General features: G+C 57.0%; 16 protein-coding genes and 1 pseudogene. 3 read left to right on the forward strand and 14 right to left on the reverse strand.

The genetic code is table 11. The annotated features are described in order from the left end of the window. Positions 1-5: 5 nt before the first annotated feature. The 5 genes from ACESTR_RS11825 to rd form a co-directional block, all read right to left on the reverse strand. Positions 6-3413 carry a SusC/RagA family TonB-linked outer membrane protein gene (locus tag ACESTR_RS11825; protein WP_009599043.1) on the reverse strand — a complete coding sequence of 1136 codons (3408 nt, stop codon included), beginning with the start codon at positions 3411-3413 and terminating at the stop codon, positions 6-8. A 164-nt stretch (positions 3414-3577) separates the two neighbouring features. Beyond that, the gene (locus ACESTR_RS11830) at positions 3578-4519 is read right to left on the reverse strand and encodes a FecR family protein (RefSeq protein ID WP_009599049.1); all 942 of its coding nucleotides are present in this window, start codon (positions 4517-4519) and stop codon (positions 3578-3580) included. A 97-nt stretch (positions 4520-4616) separates the two neighbouring features. Then, positions 4617-5153, reverse strand: a complete 537-nt coding sequence (locus tag ACESTR_RS11835; protein WP_009599050.1) for an RNA polymerase sigma-70 factor — start codon at positions 5151-5153, stop codon at positions 4617-4619. 270 nt (positions 5154-5423) lie between these two features. Then, positions 5424-6071: a superoxide dismutase gene (locus ACESTR_RS11840; RefSeq protein ID WP_130063050.1), complete on the reverse strand. Its 648-nt coding sequence runs from the start codon at positions 6069-6071 to the stop codon at positions 5424-5426. A 15-nt stretch (positions 6072-6086) separates the two neighbouring features. Continuing rightward, positions 6087-6254, reverse strand: a complete 168-nt coding sequence (rd, locus tag ACESTR_RS11845) for a rubredoxin (RefSeq protein ID WP_130063049.1) — start codon at positions 6252-6254, stop codon at positions 6087-6089. Between the two features lie 125 nt (positions 6255-6379). On the opposite strand from rd, the gene ACESTR_RS11850 reads away from it, so the two are divergent. After that, positions 6380-7756 carry a tryptophanase gene (locus ACESTR_RS11850; protein ID WP_009598671.1) on the forward strand — a complete coding sequence of 459 codons (1377 nt, stop codon included), beginning with the start codon at positions 6380-6382 and terminating at the stop codon, positions 7754-7756. Between the two features lie 549 nt (positions 7757-8305). Further along, a pseudogene (locus ACESTR_RS11855) lies at positions 8306-9209 on the forward strand (dihydrodipicolinate synthase family protein). Between the two features lie 537 nt (positions 9210-9746). Here ACESTR_RS11855 and ACESTR_RS11860 read toward each other — a convergent pair. The 8 genes from ACESTR_RS11860 to ACESTR_RS11895 all read right to left on the reverse strand — a co-directional run bounded on the left by ACESTR_RS11860 (position 9747) and on the right by ACESTR_RS11895 (position 21579). Beyond that, positions 9747-10256 carry a hypothetical protein gene (locus ACESTR_RS11860; protein ID WP_227042787.1) on the reverse strand — a complete coding sequence of 170 codons (510 nt, stop codon included), beginning with the start codon at positions 10254-10256 and terminating at the stop codon, positions 9747-9749. 192 nt (positions 10257-10448) lie between these two features. After that, complete coding sequence (locus tag ACESTR_RS11865; protein ID WP_278507485.1) at positions 10449-11342, reverse strand: glycosyl hydrolase family 18 protein; 894 nt, start codon at positions 11340-11342, stop codon at positions 10449-10451. A 246-nt stretch (positions 11343-11588) separates the two neighbouring features. Continuing rightward, entirely contained in the window at positions 11589-13199 is a 1611-nt protein-coding gene (locus tag ACESTR_RS11870) for a BT_3987 domain-containing protein (RefSeq protein ID WP_278507435.1), read from the reverse strand. Between the two features lie 3 nt (positions 13200-13202). Further along, a complete protein-coding gene (locus ACESTR_RS11875) occupies positions 13203-14558 on the reverse strand; it encodes a BT_3987 domain-containing protein (protein ID WP_279183183.1) in 1356 nt (451 codons plus the stop codon). Positions 14559-14566: 8 nt separating this feature from the next. Beyond that, positions 14567-15496 (reverse strand): glycoside hydrolase family 18, encoded by a 930-nt coding sequence (locus ACESTR_RS11880; protein WP_130063044.1) that lies wholly within the window; start codon positions 15494-15496, stop codon positions 14567-14569. 5 nt (positions 15497-15501) lie between these two features. Continuing rightward, entirely contained in the window at positions 15502-17091 is a 1590-nt protein-coding gene (locus ACESTR_RS11885; protein WP_014774931.1) for a SusD/RagB family nutrient-binding outer membrane lipoprotein, read from the reverse strand. 12 nt (positions 17092-17103) lie between these two features. Next, a complete protein-coding gene (locus tag ACESTR_RS11890; protein ID WP_373179316.1) occupies positions 17104-20436 on the reverse strand; it encodes a TonB-dependent receptor in 3333 nt (1110 codons plus the stop codon). Between the two features lie 186 nt (positions 20437-20622). Next, a complete protein-coding gene (locus ACESTR_RS11895) occupies positions 20623-21579 on the reverse strand; it encodes a FecR family protein (RefSeq protein WP_217729856.1) in 957 nt (318 codons plus the stop codon). A 521-nt stretch (positions 21580-22100) separates the two neighbouring features. Between ACESTR_RS11895 and ACESTR_RS11900 the strand changes: the two genes are divergently transcribed. Next, on the forward strand, positions 22101-22685 hold the full coding sequence (locus tag ACESTR_RS11900) for an RNA polymerase sigma-70 factor (RefSeq protein ID WP_009598665.1): 585 nt from the start codon (positions 22101-22103) through the stop codon (positions 22683-22685). Between the two features lie 160 nt (positions 22686-22845). On the opposite strand, the gene ACESTR_RS11905 is transcribed toward ACESTR_RS11900, so the two are convergent. Beyond that, on the reverse strand, positions 22846-23838 hold the full coding sequence (locus ACESTR_RS11905) for an aspartate-semialdehyde dehydrogenase (RefSeq protein ID WP_009598670.1): 993 nt from the start codon (positions 23836-23838) through the stop codon (positions 22846-22848). Between the last annotated feature and the right edge of the window lie 93 nt (positions 23839-23931).

Raw genomic sequence — 23931 nt, forward strand, 5'->3', positions numbered from 1 at the left:
CTTGATTAGAATTTGACACGCACGTTGAAGCCGATGCTGCGCAACGAAGGCATCATGAAATAGTCGATGCCCTGATAGTAGTTGCTGGTGGTAGCGACCGCCTCAGGATCAAAGGGCGCCTTGTTGTAGAGCATCCACAAGTTGCGGCCTACGATCGAGAGGGTGATGTCGCAAACGTCTCCCAGCTTCTTGCGCGGAATCGTGTAGCCGATCGAAGCCTCCTGCAACCGCACATTCGTAGCCGAATAGGTGTAGTACTGCGGAGTCGTATCGCCGTTGGCGACGGTCTGGTACCATTTCTGCGCATCGATCAGGTCGTTGCCGTTGATGACAATGCCGCCCGCATCGCGCGCATCGGCCGACGAGGCCGATACGCCGTAGTAATCCATTACGGCCTGCGTGCGCGAGTAGACTACGCCGCCCAGACGGGCCGTGAGCAGGAACCCGAAATTGAAGTTGCGCCAGCGGAAGTCGTTGCGCCATGCCAGATTGGCGTCGGGGAATACGGAACCCAGCTTGATGAAATCCTTGGTCTGCGTCTTGTTGTCCACGAAGATGTTGCCGTCCATATCCTGATAGATATCGCCGTTCGAGTCGCGGCGCAGGTCGGCGCGCGAATAGATGTCGCCCAGCGAGCCGCCCTCGCGCAGAATGAAGCGGACGTTACCCATGCCTCCCACGTTCAGGTCGCCGATCGGAGTGACCTTGCCCGTGTTGGGGTCGATCACCTCTTTGCCCAGCTTCATGATCTTGTTGCGGTTGACGCTGGCCGTGAAGTTGCTGTCCCATGAGAAGCGGTTCCACGTATTCTTGTAGCCCAGCGACATTTCGAAACCGCGGTTGCGCACGTCGCCGTCCTGCTTGTAGACCTTGCTGTACATCGAACTTGCGGGGATGCCCGTGTTGAACGTCTGGTTGATCGTACGGGTGTTATAGTACGAAATGTCGAAATTGAAATGTCTGAGGAAGCGCATCGTAAGACCGACTTCGAACGATTTGGTGCGTTCGGGCTTCAGGTCGTAGAGCGGACTTTGGGACGAGAGGTTCCAGCTGTTGGTCGAAGAGTTCCACGAGCGGGTCGGATTGGCGTAGAAACGCGAGAAAGCCAGACCCACCGATGCGTACGACGCACGCAGCTTGACGTAGGAGAGGTTCTTGGGCATGTTCGGGATGATCTCCGAGAGCACGACCGAAGCGCCGACCGACGGATAGAAGAACGAGGAGTTCACCGAGTTGGGACCCGCCAGCTGCGAAGGCCAGTCGTTGCGGCCCGTCACGGTCAGGTAATACGCCCCCTTGAAGCCCACCTCGGCCGAGAAGAAGACCGACTGCGACTGCTCGCGCCAGCCGATCTGCTCGCGGACGGTCTTCGAATTGGAGAGGTTGTAGACGTTGAACACGTTGGGGATGTTATTCGGCTCGTAGATGGCGTTGCCGTCCTTGTCGTAACCGGTCTGCTCTCCGTAGGCGATCGGGCCGCGGACTTTCGAGGCGTCGGAACGCATGTCCGAGATCGAAGCGCCGACGTTGGCCTGCAGACTCCAGTTCTCGCCGAAGGTCTTGTTGATATTGACCATCACGTCGCCGTAGGTCTGACGGTCGTTGGTCTTGGTGATGCCGTAGAGACCGTTGGGCGATCCCTCGGTGCGCAGGTTGTTGGTCGATGCGTAGAGCTTCTCGGTATAGTCGCTGTTCGAGTTGTCCACCCGGATGCGGCCCGAAACCGAGAGCCAGTCGAGGATGTCGTAGGTCAGCGAGGCGTTGATCATGTAGCGGTCCTTGCGGTTCTCGCGCAGGTTGCGGTAGCTGATCCAGTAGGGGTTCTGCATCTGATAGGTATCGGCTCCCATCGTCGGCCAGTACTGCTCGTAGATGCCGCGCGAGGGGTTGTAGCGTTCGTACATCTCCACATCCGCCCAGTCGTCGCCGCGCGGGAAGAGGTAAGCCGACACCAGCGGGTTGGAGTAGACGCCCTGATTGACCATGTTGCGGTCTTTCTGGATAATGTAGCTGGCACCCAGATCGAGGTGCATCTTGTCCTTGAGGAACGACGAGGTATTGCGGAAAGTGAAGTTGTAACGGTCGTAACCGTTGTTGGGAATAATACCGCGCGAATTGACGGCGCCGGCCGAAGCATAGGTCTGGCTGCGCTCGTTGCCCGTCGAGAACGAAACCGTCTCGGTGCCCACGACGCCCGTCTGGAAATAGTCGTCGGCAGGGTCGTAGCCCCTGTAATTGAACGCATTCAGACGTTCGCCCCACGAGTAGATGCCGTTGGCGGCTCCCGCCAGCTTGTCGCCCGTGCCGTAACGGGTCTGGAACATCGGCATCACGAAAGGCGCGAGCACTTCGGTGTTGCTCGTCACCGTCACGGTCGTCTGACCGGCCTTGCCGCGCTTGGTCGTGATCAGAATGGCGCCGTTGGCGGCATCCGAACCATAGAGTGCCGCGGCGGCTGCGCCCGACAGGACGGTCATCGACTCGATATCCTCAGGGTTGAGGTCGGCGATGGCCTCCGAAGAGCCCTGCGAATCGAACTCCTCGCTGCCGTCGCTGCGGAAGTTGCACATCGGAATGCCGTCGATCACATAGAGGGCGTTCGACGACTGCTCGATGGATTTCGAACCGCGCATCACGACCTTCGACGAACCGCCGACACCCGACGACGAGGCGTTGATATTCAGACCGGCCACCTTGCCGTTGAGCGAATTGACGAAATTGACGTCTTTCACGGCCACGATGTCCTCGGCGTTGATCTGCTGGGCATTATACGAGAGCGCCTTCTCCGAGCGCTTGATGCCGAGGGCCGTCACGACGACCGATTCGATCTCCGATGCGGCCTCGCGCAGCGTAATGTCGAACGAAGTGCGGTTGCCGACGGCAACCGCCTGCGGCTCATAGCCCAGATAGCTCACTTCGAGCCATGCCGTCGAAGGTGCGGGCACCGAAAGGGTGAAACGGCCGTCGGCGTCGGTCGTCGTACCGGTCGAGGTGTCGCGGACGATGATCGTGGCGCCGATGACCGGCTGGCCGCTCCCGTCGCGGACATAACCTGCGACGGCCGCAGGCTGCTCGGCTTTCTTTACGGAGAGGATGATGCTCAGCGAACGGATGTCGTAGGTCAGGTCCGCACCCGCCACCATCCGGTTCAGGGCTTCCGTAAGCGGCACCGCCGTAACATCGAGGCTTGTGATACGGTCGGTCTTGACATCCGAACCCGTAACGAACAGATATTTGGTCTGCCGTTCGATCTCGGACATGATCTGTGACATCGGGACACGGTCCATCCGGATCGTAACTTGGGGCAGGCTGCGGTTCTGGGCCGCCGCCCGCGGAGACCAGATAGCGCAAAGACCAAGCATGAATAAAAAAGTAAATGACCTTTTCGCTTGTCTGATAAATGTTTTATTCATAAATTTGTACTTTAGGTTTGAGTAGGAAGTTTGCTTGACCTCCGGCCTGTGCGATGTGCTACCATCCGCACGGGCCATTTTTTGAGGGTCCGACAATCATAATATCTGATTTCTCATAAACTTGGGTTACTTCATAGGCCGGTCGTTTTAAGGTTGGACTGAGTTTATCGAATGGTTATCGTATTGTTCTGTTCGTCTTTCTCGTACTCGAAATCGGCAAACCGCTGCAGCACCTGAAGCGCATTGTCGATACCTACCGACTGCCGTATCTTACCCTGTCCGATACGGATCGACGGTTCGCGCTCGATACGGATTGTGACGCCGAAGGTCTTTTCGAAGCGGTGCATCAGCTCGGAGAACGACTGATCGGTCAGGCTGATGATTCCGTTCGTCCACAAATATTCCTCATCGTTGTCGATCTGCGCGAGACAGAGATGCTTCCCTTCGAGCGTCACCATCTCGTCGGGTTCCAGCACCAGTCGTTCGCCGGGGACGAGCCGGCTGGAAACGGCGACGCGGCCTTCGAACAGAGCCGTCGAGAAGAGCCCGTTCTCCTCCTCGGCCACGACATTGAATTTCGTGCCCAGCACCTCGACGTCGCAGGCGTATGTCCGGACGATGAAGGGATGTTTCGCATCGTGCACCACTTCGAACCGGGCTTCGCCTTCGATCTCCACACGGCGCTCGCGCCCCGTAAAGAGCGCCGGATAGCGCAGCGTCGTTCCGGCGTTGAGCCATACCGAAGTGCCGTCCTGCAACGTCAGGCTGACGCGCTGTCCGTAGGGTACGGATACCGACAGTAGCCGTTCGCCCTGCCGCGAGAAATCGCGTGCGGCGTGAAAATAATAACCGCCGAAGGCGAGCAGTACGACGGCCGCTGCCGCCGCGCTCCACCGGCGCAGGACGGAGCCGAAACGGCGCCTGCGGTCCTTGGCGTAAAGTTCGTTGATGACCGGAGCGCTCAGAGCCACCAGATCGTGCTGCCGCTGCACCTTTGCGAGTTCCGATTCGTGTGCAGGATCGGCTTCCAGCCACGTCAGCACTGCCGTCTCCTCCTCAGGCGATGCTTGGCACGCCACGTAGCGATATAATGTTTCCTTTTCCATAAGTTGCTATATTGACGCACGACAGTGCAGGATTTGCGAAAAAAATCGCAAAATCCCGCAAATAAATATTTTTAATAATTCCGGGGGGGGGCGGTCGTCAGAAGCCGTTCAGCAAGAGTCCTATCAGCGGAAGATAATCCTTGAGCGCAGCCTTGAGCGCCTCCTTCGCCGCACGCAGTTCGTAGGTCACCTGTCCTTCGGACAATTCGTAAACGGCGGCTATTTCCCGGTAGGACATCTCTTCGTAACGGTGGGCGATGAAAATCCGCCGCCGCTGTTCAGGCATCCGCCGCAGTTCGCGCTCGATGATGGCGAGCGCCTCGGACATCATCAGGTTCTGGGGGTCGTTGGCTTCGAGCCGCGCGATACGCTCTCCGACCACGCGCGCACTGGTCTGGTGCATGTTCTGTTGAATTCTGAGATGAATGGCTTGGTCGCGCAGATAGTCCAGACACTTGCGCTTGAGCGCGGTAAGCAGATAGGCGGGCAGATTCCGGGGCGTCGTCTCCGTGCGGCTCTCCCAGATTTTCAGAAAGGTATCGGACACCAAATCCTCGGCCACCATCCTGTCACGGACATACGACACGGCGATCCGGACGAAATACGTCCTGTACTCCGCATAGACCTCCTCCAAACCATGGGGGGGGGAATTTTCGATAGAGCGATTCATGGCAGAATAAACGTCCGGTCAAAAAAATAAAGGTAATACTTTTTGCCATTTCCACCAATTTTTTCCCGCCAGAATTTTCTGCGGCGAATGACGGAAATATATAATATTTCCGATCCTGTATATCCGGCGGAACAAATCCGCCGCCCCCGGAAACCCTCCGCCGCATGAAATCCGGAGACGAAAAAACGCCGTCCCCCAAACCGGGAAACGGCGTCCTTTCCTAAGCGGAACCCACTATTCCTTGGCGTAGCGCTCTTCGACGACCTTCCAGTCGATGCGGTCCCAGAGGGCTGCGACGGCATCGGCGCGGCGGTTGCGGTAGTCGATATAGTAAGCATGCTCCCAAACGTCGAAGCACATCAGGGGCTTCATGCCGTAGCGCAAGGGATTGCCGGCGTTCTGCTCGCTGACGATCGCCAGCTTGCCCGACTTGTCCTCCGCGAGCCATACCCAGCCCGAACCGAACAACCCTGCGGCGGCCTTCTCCATCTGGGCCTTCAGCTGATCGAACGATCCGAAATTTTCGTCGATGGCCTTCAGCAGCGCGCCCGTGGGACGGGTCTGCGCCTTGGGCGAGAGTTCGTCGAAGAAGAATTCGTGGTTCCACATCTGCGCGGCGTTGTTGAAGATCGCGCCGTCGGCCGAAACGACGATATCCTCCAGCGGCTGCTCGGCATAGGGGGTATCGACAATCAGTTCGTTGAGTTTATTCACGTATCCCACGTAATGCTTGTCGTGGTGAAAGCGCAGCGTCTCTTCGGAGACCTGCGGTGCGAGCGCGTCATAAGCGTAAGGCAGGTCCTTCGGAGTGAAGCGCACCTGTTTTGCAGTGTCTGTTGCCATAAGCGGTAAAATTAATAGTGAAACAATGAGGTTTAACATAGTCTTCGTCGTTTTTTATTGTTCTTCGAGAGGTTCGAAGGCCCATTTGCCTTCGCCGCAGACCGGGCATATCCAACCGTCGGGCAGATCTTCGAATGCCGTGCCGGGAGCGATGCCGTTTTCGGGATCACCCAGCGCCGGGTCGTAAATATACTCGCAGACGGTGCAACGATACTTTTTCATAGCGCGAAAGAATTAAAAAATACACACCGGCTTTCACAAATATAATACCGATACCAAAGATCTCAAAATATTTTCGTAATTTTGAGTATACGAACAACAAATTACAACCTAAAACGCTCTTTTGTATGACACTTCCGTATGCAGAACCCTACAAGATCAAAATGACCGAGGCCATCCGCACCTCCACGCGCGCCGAACGCGAGACATGGATCCGCGAAGCCAGCTACAACCTCTTCAAACTGCGCAGCGATCAGGTCACGATCGACCTGCTGACCGATTCGGGAACGGGTTCGATGAGCGACCGCCAGTGGGCGGCCATGATGACCGGCGACGAAAGCTACGCCGGCGCATCGTCCTATTTCCGGCTCAGGGAGACCATTTCCCGGCTCTTCGGCATGCCTTTCTTCCTGCCCACGCATCAGGGGCGCGCCGCTGAGAACGTCATCTTTTCGGCTCTGCTCAAAGAGGGCGACATCGTGCCGGGCAACTCCCATTTCGACACCACGAAGGGACACATCGAGTTCCGCCGCTGCCACGCCGTGGACTGCACCATCGACGACGCGGCCGACACCCAGAAGGAGCTGCCGTTCAAAGGCGAAATGGACATCGCCAAGCTCGAAAAGCTCCTGCGCGAGAACCCGCGCGAGAAAGTTCCGTGCGTGGTGCTGACCATCACCAACAACACGGCGGGCGGACAGCCCGTGTCGATGCGCAACATCCGCGAGACGGCCGAAGTATGCCGCCGTTACGGAGTGCCCCTGCTGCTCGACTCGGCCCGTTTCGCCGAAAACGCCTACTTCATCAAGACCCGCGAAGCCGGTTACGCCGACAAGACGATCAAGGAGATCGTCCGAGAAATCTACACCTATGCCGACATCATGACCATCTCGGCCAAGAAGGACGGCGTGGTGAACATGGGCGGCTTCGTGGCCATGCGCTCCGAGGAGCTTTACAAACGGGCCATGACCTTCAGCATCATGTTCGAGGGCTACGTGACTTACGGCGGCATGTCGGGCCGCGACATGGACGCGCTGGCCGTGGGATTGGACGAGAACACCGAATTCGAGCAGCTCGACGCCCGCATCCGTCAGGTGAAGCTGCTGGGCGACCTGCTCGACGAATACGGCGTCCCCTACCAGCGTCCGGCAGGCGGACACGCCATCTTCGTCGATGCGAAAAAGGTGCTGCCCAACCTCCCGAAGGAGCAGTTTATCGCCCAGACGCTCGCCGTGGAGCTCTACCTCGAAGCGGGCATCCGCGGCGTGGAGATCGGCTCGATCCTCGCCGACCGCGACCCCGACACGCACGAGAACCGCTATCCGCGGCTCGAACTGCTGCGTCTGGCCATCCCGCGCCGGGTCTATTCGGACAACCACATCCGCGTGATCGCCGCCGCCTGCCGCAACATCTACGAACGCCGCGCCGAAATCACCACCGGCTACCGCATCACGTTCGAGGCGCCGATCCTGCGGCACTTCACCGTGGAGCTGGACAAAATCTGACGCCCGGAATCCGGCGGTCAGACGGCCGCCGAATCGCCGGCTCTTCCGTAAAGAAGCCCCGGCGCAAAACACGCCTTACACCGCAAACGACGCTGCAACACTCCGGTTGCAGCGTCGTTTCTGCCGTAAAAACCATATGGCTTCCACCTCCGAGCAGGCTTCCGCCAGCCAAGCCCCGCACCGTCTCCGTTCCGGCTGTCCGGCTCCGTCTCACTCGTCCTCGCTCCATGCCACTCTGCATTCCATTCCGCTCCACCCTATCCCTTCCCGCCTCATCCTGCACCTCCGGTCCATTCCCTCCTGCGCACCTTTCCGCCCCCTCTCTCTGTTCCTTCCCGCAGCGCGCGGCTCAACCCGCTCCTCCCCGTTCACTCCCGTTCCGTCATTCACCCGGCTCCGCCCACCGAAATTATTCATCGAAAAAGCAGAAAAATGCGCCGTTTTTTTTGTTTTTTCATTTCCTCGCCCCGTATTTGTCCTACAAATAAGATTGTTCCATTCAATACCTACCCATTCATTACCGACAGGACTAACTAATACCCAATAATTATGTTCAAACTATCCGGACTCATTCCCGCCGTCTTCACGCCGTTCGACAAAACGGGCGCAATCAATTTTTCGCAAATCCAGCCCTACGCCGACAAACTCATCGCCGAAGGGGCCTACGGCGTCTTCGTCTGCGGCTCGACGGGCGAATGCACCTCGATGACCGTCGCCGAGCGCAAGAGCGTGCTCGAAGCGTGGACCAAAGCCGTAGCAGGCCGCATCCTCATCATCGCCCACGTGGGCGGCACCTGTCAGGCCGACTGCATCGAACTGGCCCGCCATGCCGCCGGACTGGGGGGGGGTAGATGCCGTAGGCACCGTCGCCCCGTTCTACCTCAAACCCGGCTCGGTCGAAGAACTGGTGGCCTTCTACAAACCCATCGCCGCTGCATGCGCACCGCTGCCCTTCTACGCCTACCACATTCCCTCGATGACGGGCATCAACCTGCCGATGATCGACTTCCTGAAGAATGGCTCGAAAGAGATTCCCAACCTGAACGGCATCAAGTTCACGTCGAACAACTTCATGGAGATGATCGAATGCATCCGTTTCGACGGCGGCCGCTTCGACATCCTCAACGGGTTCGACGAAATGCTGCTCTGCGGCATGGCCGTCGGCGCGCGCGGCGGCGTGGGCAGCACCTACAACTACTCGCTCCGCACCTACCAAAACATCTACGACGCCTTCATGGCCGGCGACCTCGAACAGGCCCGCGCGGCGCAGCAGGAGTCGGTGGACATCGTGCACGTGATCATCAACCACGGCGGCGGCATCCGCGGCGGCAAAGCCATCATGAAACTCGTCGGCATCGACTGCGGCGACTGCCGTCTGCCCCTCGCCCCCTACACCGAGGCCGAAATAGCCCGGCTGGACGAAGAACTCCGGGCGATCGGTTTCAAAAAGTAGCCCGCATACAAAGCTGACAATCAACACGCACGGCTCTCTGGCAGATTCCGTTCCGGCGGTCGGTCCTTCCGGCCGGTCCGGAACGGAATAAAATAAGCAACAGTCCCACGCTCTATATCCGAAAACGGACAGAACGTGAAGAAATGCCGGCCTATTCTCTCCTTCGTAATAATTTGCAAGATTTACCACTCGAGAATAAACTTACACTTTCCGTGTTAGTCAATATGTTACTACAAATGGAGGAAACATATTCGGAAAATACAACACCGACACTTCTTTTTTGGGACTGTTGTGAGTACAATTTACGACAAAACATTCAAAACGGCAATATTGATTCTAAAATATCTTATTTCATATTGCGGGAACAGCGTCTTCCGGGAAAGGGTGCGCACAGCCGTCCGATTTGCAACGGCACGCAGACGGCGGCATACGCCCCCGGACTTCACGGCCGAACTTCACAGCCGCCGGAACCGCCGGCGCGGGACGCAAAAAACCGGACCGCAAATCCGGCCCGGCACGCATATCCGACAACGGTTTTTACATTCCGAAGAGCGCCAGTGCGGCCATCGGCACGACGGCCCACCAAAGCGCGCGCCGTTTTGCCGCAGGCATCAGCCGTGCAAGGGTCTGCGAGCGTTCCAGCCAGCAAAGAAATCCGAACCACAGGCCGCCCCGGACCAGATTCAGCACCTCGGTACGCACCAGCCCGGCATAACCGCCCGACACCTCCGGATCATAACCTGCAACCAACGGGGCAATCACGGCCACACCGTGCACCAGCACCCGCAAACCGGCATACCAGCGGACCAGAGGCAGCCCATAGGATTTGCGCAGCGCCAGCGAGCAGAGGAGCGCAACCGGCAGCAATGCCCCGGCAAGTCCCAGCAGCTGCATTCCGGCGGTCAAGCCGTCGAGCCGCAGGTTCCCGTTCACGCACTGCATCAGCAGCGCGAAAGACCATTCGCCCAGCCGGGTCATGCCGTAAGCGCCGAACAGCCACACCGGCCCCGGCAGTTCATTGAGATTTTGCAGGAAAGGGGATTTCATAAGGAATACAGTTTGCAGTCTGGGGCAAAGATATAAAAAATCAGGCCATTCAACACATTCGAAGCCGTGACTTAACCGACGTATTCCCGGACGGCAAAAAGGCCCGTGTATCTCCAAAAGACGATACACGGACCATAGATCAAGCTATATAATCAACTCAAATCGGTCGACAGAGTCTCATCTCTCAGAAATTTATTGGGCAGTAGCTTCAGCGTAGGTAATCGTGTAACCGCTGGGAACGAACGTCCAGTCCTGCGGGCGGTTGCCGTTCGTGCAGGTCACGTTGGTCTCGCCCCAAGCGCCGTCGGCAATCGCCTTGAACAGAGCCGTAGGATCGTTCTGCGACCGTGTGCGCAGGTTGAAGTGCATGATCGCACCGTAACCAGCTTCAGCCAAGTCATAAGCACGGTCGCCAGCCGTAGAAGGACTATTGTACACACCAAGATTGAGCGACAGCGGAGCAAAACGGTCTTTGGTAACACCCGCTACACCGATGTAAGTGCTATACCCGAAGTTAGCATAAACGTAATCGATCTTGGCGCCGGCCGTGGCGTTGATCTGCGAAGAGCCATAGTTGCCCCACTGGAATACAGTGATGAGCTTGTCGGCCGGCATCTTAGCGCGCAGTTTGGTAATGATGTTGCCCCAAGAACCGCTGACGGTAGTCGGCGATCCGTCATATTCGTTATCGAATCCGATACCGTCGAGACCGTACTTCTGCACGGCATAGGCAAGGATCGTGGCGAACTGATCGGCCTGCGTGTCGTTCATGCTGGTGACTCCGATATTCTGCCAGTCGCCCAGCACGGTAAGCAGCACCTTGATGCCCATATCTTGCAAGGGTTTCACATAGGTCAGGTAACCGCCGTTCTCCAGCAGGTTGGTCATCTTGTCGTTCAGGTAGAGCGTCGGACGCACGACACCGTTCACCGTCTCCTTGTGAATATTGGAAGCGAAGAATTCCACGATATCGGCATAGGGCTTGCCGTTGGGAAGTTTGTAATCGCCGGCATTGAGCGGATTCACGTCGTTGGTCTCGACATAAATGTTGACAATCGGAGTTTTGTCTCCGAATGCACGGGTCATTTTCGCCTCCGGCTGAACAGCATCCAGCTGAGGTTCCTCTGCCTGTTGGCAGGAAAATAATACAGTTGCTCCGATAAAGAGCGTGCTGAAAATCTTAATATAAGTTTTCATAGCTTAAAGTAATTAAAGTTTAAAATTCAAGTGGTTAGAATTCAAGTTTTTTTTGGATTTAGCAGTTTTTTCTTTTCAGAAAAATGTGAGAGAGTTGGATGAAACCTGTCGACCGATTTTAGTTTCATATTCAATTTACCAATCTTTCAGCCATTTGCCGTAACCTCCGGTTCCGTTCGGTAATGTGCCAAGATTGTTTGTATCCAAAGTGTAGCTGTAACCGTTGCGAGTACCGAGAATCCAGCGGCTTTCATCGTCCATATATGTACAACATGCTGCAAATGTCGGATCCCAAGCGGTTTCGTATTTGTCCTGTAAAATGGTTCGGATGTCGTCGAATACGACAATCTGATTCGGTTTGTATTTATTCTGCACCCAATCGACAAGAAAATCCGGCTCCCTGTAAGCTATTTCCACCGGATCTGTCGTGCCGGGATAAATCGGGAAATTGACACAGCCGTAACGTTCTTTAGGAAGATTCGCAATCGGCTTCTGCGTATAGGCCGATACATACTCCAGCTCGGTATGCCACGGGTCGAGCAGCTGCACAGCCTCGTTGTTGTTATTGTAGCCCGACCATGCGTAGTCGATGTAGTCCCCGACGGCGATTCCGCCCGACGCCTCGGTGTCCCAGAAAGACTCCGTCGGTTTGTCGTAGACGGTGACGGTAATCATCTTTTCGGAACCCAATGCTTCGCGCAGAGCTTTGATCAGCTTGGGATAGGAGGTCGTATTCATGGCTGGCATGCCCTCCTTGCCGTAACTGGAGTTGCGGTCCCAAAGGTTGACGCCGTCCAATCCATACTCATAGACCACGGCTTTGATCTGGGATGCGAAATCCGCGATCTGCATATCGGAAAGATTGCAGAATCCCAACCCCTTGCCGCCGCCTTCGATACTCATGCACAACTTACGGCCTTTGTCCTGAAGCGGACTATTATATTTCACGTAATGGTCCAGAACATAACGCATATCCGAGCCGAGGCTGAGTTTGGCGCGTCCGGTTTCCGCTTCGTAATCGAGCCTGACGGTACGCAGGTTGATGATATTGCCGACGGTGCTATACCATTTGACGGTCGATCCGCGGGCCAGCTTTTTCTGCATGAAATAATCATCCACCAGAAGAGGCTGGTACTGCGATGTGTTGATGTAGAAAACAAAGAACAGGTCCGAGCCGTCGTGAAGTTCATAGTCTCCCAGCTGGGGCTGACGAATCGTAATCGTATAATAAAGCACCTGCCTCTCATCGACATCGGCAGCATTTTTATCGGCGACGGATACCGGCAGCAGGTATTCTCCCGGCTCCAAACCCTCGGCCGACACCTTGATTCGTTTCGGGTCGGTTCGCAAACCCTCCTTGGCTACGGTCAGGGTTTTACCGTCCGGAAATTCACAATTCGCTTCAGGCAGCAGTTCATACTCCGTTTCATTCGCCTGATTGAAACCCTCCAAAAGCGAATTATCGACCCAAATTTCCAGCGCAAGGCCCTCGGCAGCGGGTTTGGTGATCTGATAATAGATATTATCCGTCACAAAACCGGCCCCCTGCGTTAGTAACAGATACGCTTCATTCTCGCTCGCCCTGTTACTGCGCAGCATGCCGTAGGTATTCTCAAGCCCGTCCTTGTCGGGCAGTTTGCCTCCTTCGCGTTCCACGGGGTCGGCGTCGCAGGCCGTAAGGCCCGCGAGCACCGCCGCGCAGAGCAGCGTCACTACTAATAAATTCTGTATCTTTTGCGTCTTCATAATTTACTCCTCCACTTCATTAATTTTCGGAATCTCGATGCCGTCGGGCCACTTCAGGTCGTATTTCGCCTGACCGTCGTTGCCGTAGCGCGAGTAATCCTTCACCGTATTGCCCTTGCCGTCGTTGAATTTCCAGTAACCGAGCAGCGTCGGGTCGTCCTTCGGGTTCTCGACGTTGTACATGTTCTCCCAGATCTGTTCGGGAGTGCGGGCGACGGACCAGACGCGCGCCTCGGCGATCTTGCCGTTCAGCGGACGGTAGTCGTTGTACGAATAACTGATAAAGAACTGGCGGGCTTCGCTATACGTATCGTAGCCGAGCGTCTTGTACTGATCCTTCTTGCCCGGATCGGTCTCGTTGTCCCACAGGTCGTACAGCGCACGGCGGGCCAGATGGATGAAGTTCTTGTCGTCCAGTGCGGCCGGCCCCATCTCGGTCCCCTCGCTCTGTATCCTGCCGTTGACATAGACACGTACGACGCGGGTGTTTTGGTCGTAAGTGCAGGCGACGTGATACCAGTAACCCTTCTGGAGGACCTTCGTGTTGTCGCGTCCGGGGAATTTGCCGAATCCGACGCCCGAACCGTCGAACTGCAGCTGTTCGCGCTCGAAATTCGTGTCGCCGATACGCAGCAGCGCATAGTCCTCCTCGCCCATCACGGTCGAAATGCTCACCGGATTGCCCTGAATGTCGGTCAGCGCGAAATCGTCGATGTAGATCAGCGCCTCGTAGGTCATGGCCCGGAGTTTATTCCACGGCATGCTGTTGTCGCCGTACTTGTCGAGCGACGGGAATTCGATCCAGTTGTCCGTAAGCTGCGCCGCGACGGTGATGGCCGAAGAGCGTTTGACGACATAATAGGCGGCCTCGGAGCCTTTCAGCACCGACATCGACGAATGGGAGATGCGCACCGGCAGCAGGTAGGTCTCGTCGATGGGCAGCGCGCCGGTCTGCTGTTCGCCTTCGCCCATCAGCCCTTTCAGGCGGAGCGTCACCACCTCTGACGCGGTCTTGCCGGCATGGATGGTCACGTTGTCGGACGACAGCTCGTAATACTTCGCGTCGAGCATTTTCCAGTCCGAACCGTAGCGGGCGTTGTAGGTCGCCACGAGCGACGGATCCACCGTGAGCGAAACCGCGACATCCTGCCCTTCGGGATAGGCCAGCGTCGCCTGAATCGGCTTTTCGACCGTGGGCGTATTGTTGCTGAAGGTGGCCGGCTGCACCTCGCCGGTCTTCGACACGTCGAGGTACACGACATTGTCGAACTTGTGGTCATCGGCATCATAGTTATCGCAGGCCGTAAAGGCCCCCGCTGCCGCAACGCCCAGTATGAGATATTTATGTATTAATTTCATAGCGTCGGTTATTTAGAAGGATTAAGCGTCTGGATGGCCTGACGGATCATTTTGTAGTTCATGTCCGCATTGTAGTAGTCGTTGCCGATGTTGTAGGCCCCCAATCCGCACAACGGACCGTAGGCTATCACGCGGCGCGACATCTCCTCGACGGCGGCATACTCCACGCGGTCTTCGTCCTTGAGGGGCGCTCCGGCCTCGGCCGCCAGCAGGAGTTTCGAAGCCGGAACGGCCGCGTAACCCGTGGCGTTGAGTATCTGCAGCTTCACGTCGCCGACATCTTCGGTTTTCTCGGTGTCGAGGATGAAATAATCCACCTTCGCACGGTCCGCTTCGGCGACGAAGAGCGGATTGCCCTCGAAGACGAGCAGCTTGCTCTCGTCGGCCGAGAGTTTCGAGACGATCAGCGCTGCGGCCTGCACCGCTGCCGGATCGCCGGCGTTGGGAATCCCGGTGAACGAATAGCCGTCCATGCCGTTGGCGGCGACGGACGACACGACCCGGTCGAGCCATGCGCCCAGTTTCGCGGCGTCGGCGAATTCGGCGGCACGTCCGGCATAGTCCACCTGCCAGAGCACTTTCGTGCCTTTCTCGCGCATGACGGCCATATCCTCGGCATCGTAACGCGAGAAATTGTCGGCATTGGTCAGCGCCACGATATCGAGCGAATCGGGCAGGCAGCGCATGAAGTCCTTCTCGCTGGCCGCCGGTTCGGGCGAGTTGTGCAGGCGGGCGTAGACGATGAAATGCTCGCTCTTTTTATAGTCCCGCAGAGCGGCCGTATATTCCGCCCACAATGCCGGGTCCTGCTCCCACGGTTTCTTCACGTTGTTGTCCACGGCCTCCATTTCGGTCCAGTCATTGCAGGCGGCAAGGCCGAAGAGTACGCCGAGGAGCAGGAACAAACCGGAGAAACGTATTATTCTGTGCTGTTTCATAGCGTTTAGTTGTTATAAGGTTTCACGTCCCACCATACGCGGGTGCCCATACCGTCGCCCTTGCGGCTGCCCTGCGACTCGCTGTTAAGCATCTGTACGGCTTCCTGAAGATTGGCGTTGTTCTTGTCGTATTCCTCGACGGGATAAGGCAGACGGCGGGCGCCCTGAGCCAGATCCACCGTACCGCCCGACTTGTCCTCGACGGCGGGCAGCAGGCGCGGATACCCCGTGCGGCGGTGCTCGGACCACGCCTCGACACCCAGCGGGAAGATGGCGATCCATTTCTGGGTGATGATACGCTCCAAATTGCGCTCTTTGATGGCCGCCTTGTCGGCGCCTTCGGCGGAATCGTCCTCCCATGCGATGGTGATCGAACTCAGGGCGGTCGCGCTGTAATTGCCCAGCGGATCGTTATAGGCCGCAGGTTTTCTGGTCTTGTCGGCGATATAGGCGTCGGCGTCCTTGGCGCCCTTGTCCTCGAACGAGAGGCGGATCGCCTGCTCGTAGAGCGCCTTGGCGGCATCCTTCGTTCCCCAGCGCAGCTCGTATTCGGCCTTGAGGAAAGCCACCTCCGCCGCGTTGATCCACAGGTAAGGCGTCGAACTGGTAACGATCATGTTCGAATACTTGGCCTGCGCCTGCGATTTGCTCGTGACGTCGATGCCGATACGGATGCCCACGTAATCGCCCTTGTCGTTGGGCAGGAACATCTTTTCGAGACGCGGGTCTTCGTAGCCGGTCATGTAGCAGAGAATGTCGGCGCCGACGCGGTGGTCGCCCCAGTCGTTGTAGATCAGCGTCGTGCGGTTCTCGGCGGCGTGCATGGCCGCGTTGTCGGCATTGGCCGTGATGACGCCTGCGGCGATGGCTTCGGCAGCCTTCGTCCGGGCGACGTCGGGCTTCACTTCGCTAAGGCGCATCGCCATGCGCAGCTTGAGCGAATTGGCATATTTGAGCCACTGGGCGATATTGCCGCCGTAGACCCGGTCGTAGCGGCTGAAAGCCTCGGCCGGAAGCGTCGTATTGGCGGCGAAGGCGGCGATCGCCTCGTCCAGCTCCCCGAACATCTTCATATAGACCTCCTCCTGCTTGTCGTACTTCACCGTAATCGACTCGTTGGTTTCGAGGTTCGAATAGGGAATAGGCCCGTAGGAGTCGGTGACGCGGTGCATGATCGCCACGCGCAACAGTTTGGCGAAAGCGACGGCCACCTCATCGTCCGTACCGGTGACGATGCCGCGCCACGGCGTGTAAGTCTCGGTAATCACGTTGGCGAACGGCCATTTGCGCCAGTCGGCCGAAGGATTGAAGGTCTCGAACTTCGTGAGCCAGCTGTCTACCGTCGCTCCGATATAGCCGCCGAACGGACCGCCCGACAGGCTTTCGTTGAACTGGTACATATGCTCCTGCACGGGAACCACGAGTCCCTGCAGCGACTGGAATTTCGTGCCGATCTTGTAGTTCAGGGCATCCATCTGCCCGTCGGTCACCTCGTTCGGATTGCGATTCATGTTCTCGAAATCGCCCGTACACGAAATGCTGAGCAGCACTACCGAAAGCAGCAGTAGCTGCATGTATGCATTTATCTTTTTCATGCTGTTCATGGTTTAGAATTCAAATTTCACGTTGAAACCCAGACTGCGCAGCGACGGCATCATGAAGTAGTCGATGCCCTGATAGCTCAGCCCCGTCGAAGCCACGGCTTCGGGGTCGAAAGGAGCCTTGCAGTAGATCATCCACAGGTTGCGGCCCACGAACGAGACGGTGAGTACCATCTTGTTGCGGAACCATTTGCGCGGCAGCGTGTAGCCCAGCGACAGCTCCTGCAGGCGGAAGTTCGTGGCCGAATAGGTGTAGTACTGCGGAAGTCCCGACTGCGAACCGATAGCCTGATACCATTTCTGGGCATCGACCATCTCACGGCCGTTGATCAGCACGCCGCCCGCATCGCGCGCGGCTGCCGAAACTTCCGAGACGCCGTACAGGTCCATGTTGGCCTGCGTAGCCGAGTAGCAGATGCCGCCGATGCGTCCCGTGAACAGCAGGCCGAGGTTGATCCCCTTGTAGCGGAAGTCGTTGCGCCATGCGAGGTTCTCGCTCGGAAAAACGGAGCCGAGATAGATTTGCTCGCCCTCGTCGGTGAGAAGCAGGTTGCCCGCCTTATCGACCTCGACATAACCGTTGTCGTTGAATTTCAGGTCCGAAGTGGTATAGAGGTCGCCCAGCGTGCCGCCCTGCTTGAGGATGTATTTGGCCTTGCCCAGCCCCTTGATGTCGAGTTCCGAAAGATTCAGCGGCTGGCCCGTAACGGGATTCAACGCACCGGAAGCCAAGTCGACGATCTCGTTCTTGTTCCACGAGAAGGTAAAGTTCGACGACCAGCCGAAATCGCGCCACTGGTTCGAATAGCCGAGCGACAGCTCGACGCCGGTATTGCGGACATGCCCCGTCTGGAGGTAGATGGTCGTATAGGACGACGACGGCGGAAGCGCCGGGTCGAACGTCTGGTTCTTCGTATCGGCGGAATACCACGACGCCGAAAGGCTGATGTTCTTCCACAGACGGGCGTCGATACCCACCTCATAGGTGATGGTCCGTTCGGGTTTCAGGTCGCCGATCGGATAGTGCGTCTTATCCTTCCATATCTTGCCGGTAGCATCGTACTCGTAGGTCGGCGTGGTCAGGAAACGCGGGAACGGCAGGCCGACCGAGGCGATCGAACCGCGGAGCTTGAGGTAGGAGAAGGCGTTGCCCAAATCCCATGTCGAGGAGGGAACCCACGAAAGGCCGACCGAAGGGTAGAAAAACGACTTGGAGGGCGACCCGGCGATCTGCGAAGCCCAGTCGTTGCGGCCCGTCGCGGTCAGGTAGAGCATCTGTTTCCACCCCACTTCGACCGATGCGAAGACCGACTGCGTCTGGTCGTGCCAGCCGACCTTCTCGGCGCGCTTCTTCGTGTCGTCGAGGTCGAATACGTTGAAGATATTGGGAAGGCCGTTCTCCTGAATCGGACCGCGGTACGAAAGTTCGTCGGTCTTGATGTTGTTGAGCGAAGCGCCGACGTTGGCCGTGAGCGACCAATCGTCGCCGAAGGTCTTGTTGACGTTCAGCATCACGTCGGCATAGGTCTGCGTATCGTAGGCACGGGCTTCGGTATAGTGTCCGTTCTTGCCGCCGTCGGTGATGGTCGTGTTGGACGAGGCGTAAAGTTTCTGCGTATAGAGCGAATTGGAGTTGTCGAGACGCACACGTCCCGAAACGCTCAGCCACGGCAGGATGTCGTAGCTGGCCGAGAACGACAGCATGTAGCGCTTCTTGTCGGTATTGCGCAGGTTGCGGTAGGCGATCCAGTAGGGATTCTGCATGCGCAGGTCGCCGCCCTCCATGTCCGCCGACCAGAACTGCTCCATGAGTTTGGTGCCGGGATTATAGCGTTCGAATTTCTTGTAAATCGCGAAATTCTCGCCGCGCGGGAAGAGATAGGCCGGGACCAGCGGGTTCGAATATACGCCCTGATTGGTCATGTTCTGGTCTTTCTGATAGATATAGCTGGCACTGGCGTCGAGCCGCAGTTTATCTTTCAGGAAGTAAGAGGTGTTGCGGAAAGTAAAGTTGTAGCGATCGTATTCGTTGTTGGGGATGATGCCGTCGGAATTGACCGATGCGGCGGAAAAATAGGTCTGGTTCTTGTCCGTACCGCCGGAAACGGTCACGGCGTTGGTGTACACGTGTCCCGTTTCGAAGAAGTCGGCGGGCGTATAGCCGTAGCGGGCCGCGGGCAGGAGCTTCTGGCCCCAGCTGTAAATGCCCGAACCGCTCCTCACGCCGTTCGAACCCGTGCCGTAACGGTTCTGGAACTCCGGCTGCACGAAAGGATCGAGGAATTCGGTATTGCTCGAAAGCGTCACTTTGAGCGCGCCGGCCTTGCCCTTTTTCGTCGTGATCATGATGGCGCCGTTGGCGGCGTTCGAACCGTAAAGGGCCGCAGCGGCGGCACCCGTGAGCACCGACATCGACTCGATATCCTCCGGGTTGATGTCCGCGATGGATTCCGAGGCGCCGCGCGAATCGAACTCCGTACCTCCGCCTCCGCCGAAGTTATACATCGGAATTCCGTCGATGACATAGAGCGCATTGGACGACTGGCTGATGGACTTGTTGCCGCGGAGAATCACCTTCGACGCGCCGCCGACGCCCGAAGAGGAGGCGTTGATCGTAACGCCCGCGACCTTGCCCGTCAGCGAATTGATGAAGTTGGCGTCCTTGACCGTGGTGATGTCCTCGGCCTTGACCTGCTGGACGTTATAACTCAGGGCCTTCTCCTGACGCTTGATGCCGAGGGCGGTGACAACGACGCCCTCGATTTCGGAAGCCGCTTCGTGAAGCGTGACGTCGAAGGAAGTCCGGTTGCCGACGGAAATCATGACGGGTTCGTACCCCAGAAAATTAACCTCCAGCTGGGCCGTAGCCGCGGGGGGGGGTATCTGAAGCGAGAAAGTTCCGTCCATGTCCGTACTCGTGCCGACGGTCGTGCCTTTGACCACGACGGACGCCCCGATGACGGGAACGCCGTTGACGTCGCTAACCTTTCCCGTCACGGCGACGGGTTTTTCCGCGGCTTTCTCGGCAAGAATGATGTACGTGCCGTCGATCTTATACGTAATATCCGTATTTTTGAGCACGTAGTCCAATACTTCCTGAATCGTTTTCTGCGTCAGATTGACTGAGAGCTTTTTACCGGTATCGACACCTTTGTTGATAAAAAGATAGCGAGTTTGTTTTTCAATCTCTTTCATAACCTGCGACATGGGCACGTCGGACAGATTCAGGGTTATGCGCGCATTCTGCGCCTGAGCGGTTAAGACACTCGCGCTCAGAGAGATTGCCAATACGAACCCAAACAGTCTTCGAAAGGTTTTGAAGAATACTGTTTTATTCATACTTTTGTAAAGTTTAAGATAATAGGTTAATGGGTGCAAGAATCATTTAATCTGTTATCTTCGCCTGCGGAGGTCCAGTCCGCAGGCTTTTTTTATCGGTCAAATGATTCGGATCGTCAAGTCGTCAGTTGTTTTTCATGCGCATATCTTACCGGGGTTTTAGGTTAAACAATAACAGGCGGAGGATCAGCGGATCGTCACCACATTGGTCTCCTCATCCTTCTCGAAGGAAAAATCGGCGGCGTACTGCAAGATGTGGAGGGCATTCTCGATGCCGTCGTTCACACGAATCTTACCGCTGATTTTTCCGATGTCGGGAATCGAATTCCGGGCGATGACGATCTTGACGTCGAACACCTGCTCGAACTTGGCCATCAGTTCATCGAACGGAAGTCCGCTGATGCGCACCAGACCTTCGGTCCAGCAGAGCGCCTCCGGATCCCTGATCGTCTCGACGAACAGGCGGCCGTTCGAAAGATTCACAATATCATCGGGTTTCATAACGATCTCCTGCCTGCGCGGATCGAGCAGGTTGGTAACTTTGATCCGGCCCTGCAGCAATGCCGCCGAAAACCGGTCGTAGGTCTCGTCCGCTATTACGTTGAATTTCGTTCCGAGCACGTTGATCTTGGTCGCAAAGGTCTCGACCTCGAAGGGGCATTCGGCATCGTGACGCACGTCGAACAGCGCCTCGCCCGAAAGTTTCACGCTGCGGAGATTCTTTTTGAATACGACCGGATATTCGATCCGGGCGCCCGAATTCAGCCAGACGCGGGAACCGTCGGGCAGGGTGATTTCGATGCGCTGGCCGTTGGGAACGTGCACCGCGGTCAGCCGATCGGAAATAGCTTCGTACGTACGCTGGTGGGCGACGTACCCGCCCGCAAAGACGAGCAGCAGCACGGCGGCCGCACGCATGGCAAAGATCCACACCTTGCGCCACGGAATGACTATTCCGCGCGGCCGGAGCGCTCCGGCCCTCGCGTCGTTTCCGTACAACTCCATCCCCTCGAATACGAAGCGGACGATGTCCAGTTCCTTCTGGTTGGCAACCGGATCGGCTTCCAGCCACTCCGCGACCTGCAAGTCCTCCTGCGGCGTGGTATCGCCTTTAAGATACCTGTATAAAATTTCCTGATTCACGTTATTTTCTGTTTCCGTCTCTATAGTATAAAACAGTCGGGCGCGACGGCTTTACAGGCATTTTTGCGATTTTTCAGCAAATAAATTTATTTATTAAATTCGGCAAAATATTTATTAAATCACATCCCTGAAAATCAATCGGATATCCGTAATGAACAAGCTCCGCCCGCCCGACTTTCCGGGAAGGAATCTCCCCGGACGCATCCGCCGCGGCATTCCGCAAAAAATCCGCACCGGAATCGGCATTCCCGAAAAATTGCCTATATTTGCAGACACAATATCACACGAGTCCGGCTCCGCAGCCGGAGGTCCGGACTTCGGGTTTCATACAGGCTGTAACGAAAAAGGCGCCCCGCCGGCACCTTTCATGATTTATTGCAGAAGTTCGAAATGAAACCGACCGACCCGACACCCCCTCCGCGACAAAGTGCATCACTCATCAGACGAATATGACCACCGCACGATAGTTGCGCTTTTTCCGAAAAATGCTAACTTTGACCTCAACCTACCCGGCATAAAAGATGGATAGACAAACACCCGTACTGACTTCGGACGAATTCGGAAAGTTCTTTTCCGAATACAAAAACCGTTTTGTCAGCATCGCATACGGGTACGTACACGATACGGATATCGCGAAGGATATCGTAACGGACAGTTTCATGTATCTTTGGGAACACCGGGAGCAGGTGAATATGGCCGAAAACATCAAGGGATACATCTACTTTTGCGTGAGAACCCGATGCGCCAACCACATCAAAGAGCAGGAGGTGCTCCGCAGGGCCAAAAACGAGATCACCAAAGACGCCTACTGGAAGCTGCAATCCAGCCTGAACTCCCTGAGCAGCGACGAGCTTTCCAAAAAACTCTTCCAGTCGGAAATCATCGAACTGTTCAGCCGGGAACTCGCCAAAATGCCGGAGCTGACACGGGCCGTCTATCAGGCGAGCCGTCAGGAGGGACTCACCTATCAGCAGATAGCCGAACGATACAACATCTCGACCCGGCAGGTGGCATCCGAGATGCAGCGGGCCTATGCGCAGCTCCGCGTTCCCCTGAAAGACTATCTGCCCGTAATCGGACTCCTGTTCGCCATGCTCTCGAAATAGCCGGAGCGCATCCGAATTTCAGGGCTGCCTTCGCCGGGCAGGCTGTCCGGGCGGCGTATCCAGACTGCCCGCACGAAAACTCTCCGACGACACCCCATGAAACGGCAAAAAAGGGAGACCGGTCAAGTCTCCCTTTCAATCAGCTGCCGCTGCGGCGCGCTCAGATCAGCGTTTCGAGAATCTGCACGGCATTGAGCGCCGCGCCCTTCTTGATCTGGTCGCTGACGCACCAGAACGTCAGTCCGTTTTCGCAGGTCAGGTCGCGGCGGATGCGGCCCACGTAGACGGGGTCCTTGCCCGCGATGAAGAGCGGCATCGGATAGACTTTGTCCGCAGGCTGGTCCATCAGCACGACGCCCTTTGCCTTGGCAAAGGCCTCACGGGCCTCGGCGACCGACACGGGACGCTCCGTTTCGAGCCAGATGCTCTCCGAATGGGCGCGCATCACCGGCACACGCACGCAAGTCGCCGACACGGCGATATCCGAATGCATGATCTTGCGCGTCTCGTGGAACATCTTCATCTCCTCCTTCGTATAGTCGTTGTCCGTAAAGACGTCGATATGGGGAATCACGTTGTAAGCCAGCTGAAAGGCGAATTTATTGACGGTCGGCTCCTTGCCCGCGCCCAGCTCGGCGTACTGCTCCACCAGTTCGTCCATCGCCGCGGCTCCGGCGCCGCTGGCGGACTGGTAGGTCGAGACATGCACGCGGCGGATGTGCGACACCTGCTCGATCGCCTTCAGTGCCACGACCATCTGGATCGTCGTGCAGTTGGGGTTGGCGATAATGCGACGCGGAGCGTTCTTCGCATCTTCGGGATTGACCTCCGGCACCACCAGCGGCACCTCGGCATCCATGCGGAAGGCGCTCGAATTGTCGATCATGACCGCGCCGTGTCTGGTGATCGTCTCCGCGAATTCGCGCGAAGTTCCGGCTCCGGCCGAAGTGAGGGCGAAATCCACCCCCTTGAAGTCGTCGTTATGCTGCAACAGTTTGACAGTTATATCCTTTCCGCGGAATTTATAGACACGGCCCGCGCTGCGCTGCGAACCGAACAGCAGCAATTCGCCGATCGGCAGGTCGCGCTGCTCCAAAATCCTCAGAAATTCTTGGCCCACAGCACCGCTGGCGCCCACAATCGCAATCTTCATCTCGATAAAGTTAAAAAATGATCATCGTTTCCGCTCGGACGGACCGTACACGGAAGCTTCGGGACAAATATAGCGATTTCGGCGCGAACGACA

It is taken from the genome of Alistipes sp. DJF_B185 (assembly GCF_964250025.1).
GTDB classification, from domain to species: Bacteria; Bacteroidota; Bacteroidia; order Bacteroidales; family Rikenellaceae; genus Alistipes; species Alistipes finegoldii.